Below are 6580 nucleotides of genomic sequence, written 5' to 3' on the forward strand. Positions count from 1 at the left end.
AAGGTGGGCTCTTAAGTGGATGCAATTCGTGTAGGGATGGTTGGCTATAAATTTATGGGCAAGGCGCATAGCAACGCCTATCGGGCGGTGCCGATGTTCTTCCCGAAGGTGACAAGACCGGTGATGAAGGCGATATGCGGCCGCGATCCGGAGGCGCTCGAGCAGGCGAGATCTCAGTTCGGCTGGGAAACGGCCGAGACCGATTGGAAGAACCTCGTCGCTCGCGACGATATCGACGTTATCGACATCAATGCGCCGAGCGATGCGCATAAGGAGATCGCGCTGGCTGCAGCCGCAAGCGGCAAGCATATCTTCTGCGAGAAGCCGCTCGCGCTGACGCTGGCGGATTCGATCGAGATGCTGAAGGCGGCCGAGGAGGCAGGCGTTAAGCACATGGTCGGCTTCAACTACCGTTTCGCGCCGGCCGTCCAGCTGGCCAAGAAGTTGATCAGCGAGGGCCGTATCGGCGATATCTATCATTTCCGCGGCTGGTTCCTCCAAGATTGGATTCTCGATCCGCAGTTCCCGCTCGTGTGGCGTCTTCAGAAAGAAATCGCCGGTTCCGGCTCCCATGGCGACCTTGGCGCGCATGTCATCGACCTGGCCCGTTTCCTTGTAGGCGAGTTCCAAGAGGTAATCGGCATGAGCGAGACGTTCGTGAAGGAGCGCCCGATGTCCTCGTCCATGACAGGCTTGTCGGCCAAAGGCGACAAGGATGCGCCGAAGGGGCCGGTAACGGTCGACGATGCGACGTTGTTCCTAGCCCGTTTCGCAGGCGGCGCGCTCGGCAGCATCGAGGCGACTCGTTTTGCCGCAGGCCACCGCTGCACGAATGCGTTCGAGATTAACGGCAGCAAGGGCAGCATCAAGTTCGATTTTGAACGCGTCAATGAGCTTCAAGTGTATTTTACCGACGATGCGGATGATGTACAGGGCTTCCGCCGCGTATTGGCAACGGACCCATCCCACGCTTATATGGATGCATGGTGGCCAGCCGGTCATACGATCGGATACGAGCATACGTTCACGCACGAGGTGCTGGAACTCATGAATGCGATCGCGGAGGATCGCCAAGCTTCGCCAAGCTTCGTCGATGGCGTCGAGTGTCAGGCAGTTTTGGAAGCGGTAGACAAATCAATCGCGGAACGCAGATGGGTTGCCATCAGCGAGCTTCGTTAACTCGTAAAGCAGAGAGGCGGTTAAACAATGCGTAAAGCGCTAATTGTATGGGGTGGATGGGATGGCCATCAGCCGAAGGAAGTTGGAGAGATTTTCGCGGAATTGCTTCGCAAAGAATCGTTCGACGTGACGGTATCCGATACGCTGGATGCTTACAAGAATGCCGAGCTGATGGCACAGCTCGATCTGATCGTGCCGGTCTGGACGATGGGGACGATTACGCAGGAACAGCTTCGTCCGCTGCTCGATACGGTTCGCGCGGGATGCGGCATCGCGGGCTGCCACGGCGGCATGGCGGATTCGTTCCGCAATGAAGTCGAGTATCAGTACATGGTCGGCGGACAATGGGTCGCGCATCCAGGCAACGACGGCGTGCTGTACGAAGTGAACATGACCGATGCGGAAGATCCGCTGACCGCAGGAATCGGCGACTTCGAGGTGAGCACGGAGAAGTATTACATGCATGTCGATCCGGCGATTAAAGTGCATGCGACCACGTCCTTCGATGACGTGAAGATGCCGGTCGTCTGGACGAAGACATGGGGAGCAGGGCGCGTCTACTACAATTCGCTTGGGCACCAGGCGAATATCGTGCAGATGCCGCAGACGCTGGAACTGATGCGCCGCGGGTTCCTGTGGGCAGCAAGAGGCTAGTTGAAGATAGGTAAGGGTCGCTATAAGAACGGGCAAGAGGAACGTCTAATTCGGTGAACGGGGGAAACGTCTTCATGAAACCTATCAAAACAGGCATTATCGGCTGCGGGAATATTAGCCGCATTTATTTTACGAATCTGCAGAAGTATCCGGAGATCGATCTGGTCGCGGCAGCGGACCTCGATATCGAGCGAGCGCGTCAGCGCGCGGAGGAGTTCAACCTTCCTAAGGCTTATACGGTGGAGGAACTGCTCGCTGATCCGGAGATCGAAATTGTTGTCAATCTGACGATTCCGCAGGCGCACGCGTCCGTCTGTCTGCAAGCGTTGGAAGCAGGGAAGCATGTCTATGTGGAGAAACCGCTGGCGGTCACGCGCGAAGAAGGCATTCAGGTGCTGGAGCTTGCAGCGACCAAAGGGCTTCGCGTTGCGAGTGCGCCGGAGACGTTCCTCGGCGGCGGCATTCAAACATGCCGGAAACTGATCGACGAAGGCGCGATCGGCCAGCCGGTTTCGGTATCCGGTTTCATGCTGTGCGGCGGCCATGAACATTGGCATCCGGATCCGGAGTTTTACTACGCGCTCGGCGGCGGCCCGATGTTCGATATGGGACCGTATTATTTGACTGCATTCGTGACGCTGCTTGGGCCAATCCGTCGCGTGACGGGCAGCGCAGTTATTACGTATCCAGAGCGTACGATCACGAGTGAGAAAAAGCGCGGCCAGACCGTTGCCGTCGAGACGCCGACGCATATTGCCGGCGTACTGGATTTTGCTAACGGTGCCGTAGGCACACTGATCACAAGCTTCGATACGATGGCGGGCACATCGCTGCCGAATATCGAGATTCATGGCAGTCAAGGGACGATGCTTGTGCCGGATCCGAACGGTTTCGGCGGTACGGTGAAATTGCGTCGCCGCGGGGGCGATTGGGAAGAGATTCCGCTTACGCACGGCTATACGGACAACAACCGTGGAATTGGCGTAGCGGATATGGCGCGCGCCATTGCGGAGAATCGCCCTCATCGGGCGAGCGGCGAGATGGCGTACCATGTGCTCGAAGCGATGCATGGCTTCCACGATGCTGCGCGTGACGGCGTACACTATACGATGGCGAGCAGCTGCTCCCGCCCAGAGCCAATGCCGGCGCTTGCCGAAGCGCAAGCACAATAGAGATTCTAGAGCCTTCCTGTTCGCAGAGCACTTCGTCTGCAGGGAAGGCTTTTTTGTTAAAGTGCGGAAGGCCGTATGTAAAGGAAAAAGCCGCTAATCCAAGACGCTCGCGGGCACCATAAAAGCAGGGGCCAGTCGAACTTTGGAATTAAGCGGCTAGCTTTGTGATAAGTTAACTCGGACTCGGATTGGCTGTTTCCATGTTGTGGAGATGATTGTACAGCGTCTGTACCATTTTGTTCTGATCGTCCGTCGTGCTATCTTCCCAAATCATTTCGAACAATACTCCCAGGCCAGGCAATGCGCGGTCGTCACCGCCAATGGAGTCGGTAATGACACCGTTCAATTCCTCGCCGGATTTATCCTGAACACGTTTAATGATGGCCTGACGCAGATCGAGCGTTACTTTCATCCATATCCCTCCTATCGTGCAATTGTGCTTATTTAGAATGTCCGAATTCAAGTGGTTTCATGTGTTTGCGGTTTTTAAGTTCGCCTGATCTTTATGGTATAATGGACAAAGTGTGCATGTTTAACCGGAAGGGAAGTGCAGGCATGGCAGCGAGAAAACAATTTGCCGTCATCGGCATGGGACGCTTCGGTTCCAGCGTAGCGGGAGCGCTGACGAATCTGGGATTCGAAGTGCTGGCGATCGATAAGAGCGAGCAGAAGATCCAGGAGATATCTGACCAAGTCACGCATGCGGTGTCAGCGGATACGACGGATGAAGATGCCCTTCGCGCCATTGGCGTCCGCAACTTCGACGTCGTGGTCGTTGCGATTGGCGCAGATATTCAGGCGAGCATCTTAACGACGCTAATCCTTAAGGATCTTGGCGTGCCGCGGCTTATCGTCAAAGCGCAGAACGAACTTCACGGGAAAGTGCTGAATAAGATCGGCGCCGATAAGGTGATTTTTCCGGAGCGGGATATGGGGCTTCGGGTTGCTCACCATCTAATCTCCCCGAACATTCTCGATTATATCGAGCTGTCCAGCGATTACAGCATCGTGGAGATGAAGGCGCCGACGCAAGCGGTAGGCAGGAACTTAAAGCAGTTGGATGTCCGGGCAAAATATAAGTGCAACGTGCTAGCGATCAAGACGGGGACCAAGATGAATATCTCCCCCTATGCGGAAGACATTATCCATGAAGACGATATACTTGTTATTGTTGGCAAGAACGAAGATCTGGCAAGCTTGGAGCTTGCTTATGCGGAAGGCTGATTGAATCCACGTGAACAGCAATAATCGGAAGATGACCATAACCTCCGTCCAGAACGACAAGGTCAAAGCAATGGCGGCCTTGCTGGACAAAAAACACCGCGACCGTAGCGGTCAATTCATTATAGAAGGCATCCATCTCGTGCAGGAGGCGCTGCTTGCGAAAGCTGAAGTCGCTGCAATCGTGTATGATATGGAGCGCGGCTTGCCGAAGGAGTTGGCACCTCTCCTCGAGAGCATTGACAGCTGCGATCTAATCGAAGCGACAAGTGCCGTCATGGCCAAATGCACCGGGACGGAATCGCCGCCGCCCGTATTTGGGGTGGTGCGCAAGTTCTCGCTGGATGCGCAGCAGCTGTACAAGGAGTCGTCGCTAGTCGTCGTACTCGACGGCGTGCGCGATCCGGGCAACATGGGCACCATTATCCGCAGCGCCGACGCCGTCGGGGCGGATGCCGTCGTGCTCGGTAAAGGATGCGTCGATCTGTACAACCCAAAGACCGTCCGCTCGACGATGGGCTCTCTGTTCCATTTGCCGATTCTCGAAGGCGACCTTGCTGAACTGCTGTCAGAGGCAAAATCGCGCGGGATCCGACTGGTCGGAACAAGCCTTGCGGCAACGGACACCTGTTATAGCTTCGATTGGCGCGGGCCTACTTGGCTGCTGCTCGGAAGCGAAGGCGACGGCTTATCAGCATCCTCGCTTGCCCAAGTCGATCACAACGTAATCATCCCCATGCATGGGAAGTCGGAGTCGCTCAATGTGGCGATGGCCGGAACAGTGCTGCTGTATGAGGCGCTTCGGCAGCGGCAGTATGGAGGTTAAACCACCTCTGTCGGCTATAACGTAAAATGAGACAAATAATGAAATTTAGGATTGTCTATAACGTTAGGGTGAGACAGCTAGAAGGCAGGAAGGTTCTGTGAAGTGAGGGCCTTCCTGTTTTTTTACTTTAAGGCTATTAGAACGTAGAACTTATTTCATAAGTTGTTAGGAAAAGAAAAGACCATCACGAGTGATTCTCGGAATGGTCTTTGACTTTAATTGCATTTTTGGAAGGCGGACATTATTAAGCACGATATTCCTTATAGTCGATCTCGAGGAACTGCTCCACTTCGGTAAGCCAACGTTCTTGAACAAATTTGGTATGAGCAGGATGGTTGTTATACGCCTCATACTCGGATTGCCCGGAGAACTCCATATGGAGGCCGAAATCGTACGAATTCTTCTGGCTCACCTGGCGGAATACCTTGAAATTGGTTACACCTGGGATAGTGGTCAGTATTGACTCCCCATCTGCAAGAAATTGCTCTTCCTCAACTGAACCCTTCTCATGTTTTAAGGTGAACACAACGGTATGTAATATCCATTCCTGAGACACTGACAGCACTCCCCGGTTTTAATGTTAGGCTAGTTTGACCATAGCCTACTGACCCTATTGTAGCAGGCCAAACTCTGCCAAGAAAGGGTAGATAGCCGTATAACCGATAGGATATAGCGGCTCTACAGTCATATAGCCAGACAATTATTCACGATCGGCATGCATGCAGCGAATACGAAGATAGCTTATGATAGGGAAGAAAGAAAATTCTTTGGCATAGTTACATTTATACGAAAGATTCAATCATAACTGGAGGTATCTATGTTTGAGGCGAAGATGCCATTACGCGAAGCGATTCAAATGGGAAGAGAACGAGCATTAGAGGAAATGAAATTTGTAGTCGTCCAGAAGATCCGTGCTGCAGGAGAAGATGAGCGGAATTTCTCGAGACAGGTGACTGAAATAAATAATGAACTATGCGTTGTTGCAGTTCCAAAACAGCAAGATGAAAGGTCGTGAAAAATGTTGCAGACTGTTACCTCTAGGCCATCATATAGTTTTGGTGGCTTTCTGAGTCTCTGAAGATGGTGCGGAATCGCTTTGTGGAATATCTAAGCCAGGATACGTGGTTATACATCTAGAAATAAAGAACAAGTATGCAATAGGTTGTTTTTACCAGTTGCATCTTGTCTTGAAGTTGTGGTAATCTAATGTTCTGCCACTGAAAGGCAGGCGAATCAGTCCATTCACATAGGTATTTTATCCTCATTACGAGAATAAAAATAAGTGGTTGACACTGTCGAATAAAGCATGATAAGATATCACTCGGCCGTAAAAAAACGGCGAATGATGAAGAAATTTGTTCCTTGAAAACTGAACAATGAGCGATATGTTTTATAGCTAGTGAAGTAATGAGTCACAAGCTTCTTTACTTGACGGAATGCTGATCGACCTTCGGGTCGCTCAAACCAATCCATCTTTTATGGAGAGTTTGATCCTGGCTCAGGACGAACGCTGGCGGCGTGCCTAATA

General features: G+C 52.6%; 8 protein-coding genes. 6 read left to right on the forward strand and 2 right to left on the reverse strand.

Going from position 1 to position 6580, the window contains the following annotated elements; all coding sequences use genetic code 11:
- Window positions 1-15 precede the first annotated feature (15 nt).
- From FHS18_RS33540 to FHS18_RS33550, 3 genes are all read left to right on the forward strand, one after another.
- Window positions 16-1179, forward strand: coding sequence for a Gfo/Idh/MocA family protein (locus tag FHS18_RS33540; RefSeq protein ID WP_183604733.1), 1164 nt, complete (start codon window positions 16-18; stop codon window positions 1177-1179).
- A gap of 27 nt (window positions 1180-1206) precedes the next feature.
- Window positions 1207-1833: a ThuA domain-containing protein gene (locus tag FHS18_RS33545; protein WP_183604734.1), complete on the forward strand. Its 627-nt coding sequence runs from the start codon at window positions 1207-1209 to the stop codon at window positions 1831-1833.
- Between the two features lie 74 nt (window positions 1834-1907).
- A complete protein-coding gene (locus FHS18_RS33550; protein WP_183604735.1) occupies window positions 1908-3005 on the forward strand; it encodes a Gfo/Idh/MocA family protein in 1098 nt (365 codons plus the stop codon).
- A gap of 172 nt (window positions 3006-3177) precedes the next feature.
- Here the strand turns inward: FHS18_RS33550 and sspI are convergent, their stop codons facing one another.
- Window positions 3178-3417, reverse strand: a complete 240-nt coding sequence (sspI, locus tag FHS18_RS33555) for a small acid-soluble spore protein SspI (protein ID WP_183604736.1) — start codon at window positions 3415-3417, stop codon at window positions 3178-3180.
- Between the two features lie 143 nt (window positions 3418-3560).
- Here sspI and FHS18_RS33560 point away from each other — a divergent pair, with 143 nt between their 5' ends.
- Window positions 3561-4229 (forward strand): potassium channel family protein, encoded by a 669-nt coding sequence (locus FHS18_RS33560; RefSeq protein ID WP_183604737.1) that lies wholly within the window; start codon window positions 3561-3563, stop codon window positions 4227-4229.
- Between the two features lie 31 nt (window positions 4230-4260).
- Entirely contained in the window at window positions 4261-5052 is a 792-nt protein-coding gene (locus FHS18_RS33565; RefSeq protein WP_183604741.1) for a TrmH family RNA methyltransferase, read from the forward strand.
- A 244-nt stretch (window positions 5053-5296) separates the two neighbouring features.
- On the opposite strand, the gene FHS18_RS33570 is transcribed toward FHS18_RS33565, so the two are convergent.
- The gene (locus tag FHS18_RS33570) at window positions 5297-5608 is read right to left on the reverse strand and encodes a Dabb family protein (protein ID WP_183604738.1); all 312 of its coding nucleotides are present in this window, start codon (window positions 5606-5608) and stop codon (window positions 5297-5299) included.
- Window positions 5609-5869: 261 nt separating this feature from the next.
- Here FHS18_RS33570 and FHS18_RS33575 point away from each other — a divergent pair, with 261 nt between their 5' ends.
- Window positions 5870-6067, forward strand: a complete 198-nt coding sequence (locus FHS18_RS33575) for a hypothetical protein (protein WP_183604739.1) — start codon at window positions 5870-5872, stop codon at window positions 6065-6067.
- The last annotated feature ends 513 nt before the right edge of the window (window positions 6068-6580 follow it).

This window comes from Paenibacillus phyllosphaerae (genome assembly GCF_014192105.1).
Taxonomy (GTDB): Bacteria; Bacillota; Bacilli; order Paenibacillales; family Paenibacillaceae; genus Paenibacillus_Z; species Paenibacillus_Z phyllosphaerae.

Excerpts from the sequence above, each read along its gene's own strand:
- FHS18_RS33545 (WP_183604734.1), top strand. The coding sequence starts at position 1,207 with ATGCGTAAAGCGCTAATTGTATGGGGTGGATGGGATGGCCATCAGCCG.
- FHS18_RS33550 (WP_183604735.1), top strand. The coding sequence starts at position 1,908 with ATGAAACCTATCAAAACAGGCATTATCGGCTGCGGGAATATTAGCCGC.
- sspI (WP_183604736.1), bottom strand. The coding sequence starts at position 3,417 with ATGAAAGTAACGCTCGATCTGCGTCAGGCCATCATTAAACGTGTTCAG.
- FHS18_RS33560 (WP_183604737.1), top strand. The coding sequence starts at position 3,561 with ATGGCAGCGAGAAAACAATTTGCCGTCATCGGCATGGGACGCTTCGGT.
- FHS18_RS33565 (WP_183604741.1), top strand. The coding sequence starts at position 4,261 with ATGACCATAACCTCCGTCCAGAACGACAAGGTCAAAGCAATGGCGGCC.
- FHS18_RS33575 (WP_183604739.1), top strand. The coding sequence starts at position 5,870 with ATGTTTGAGGCGAAGATGCCATTACGCGAAGCGATTCAAATGGGAAGA.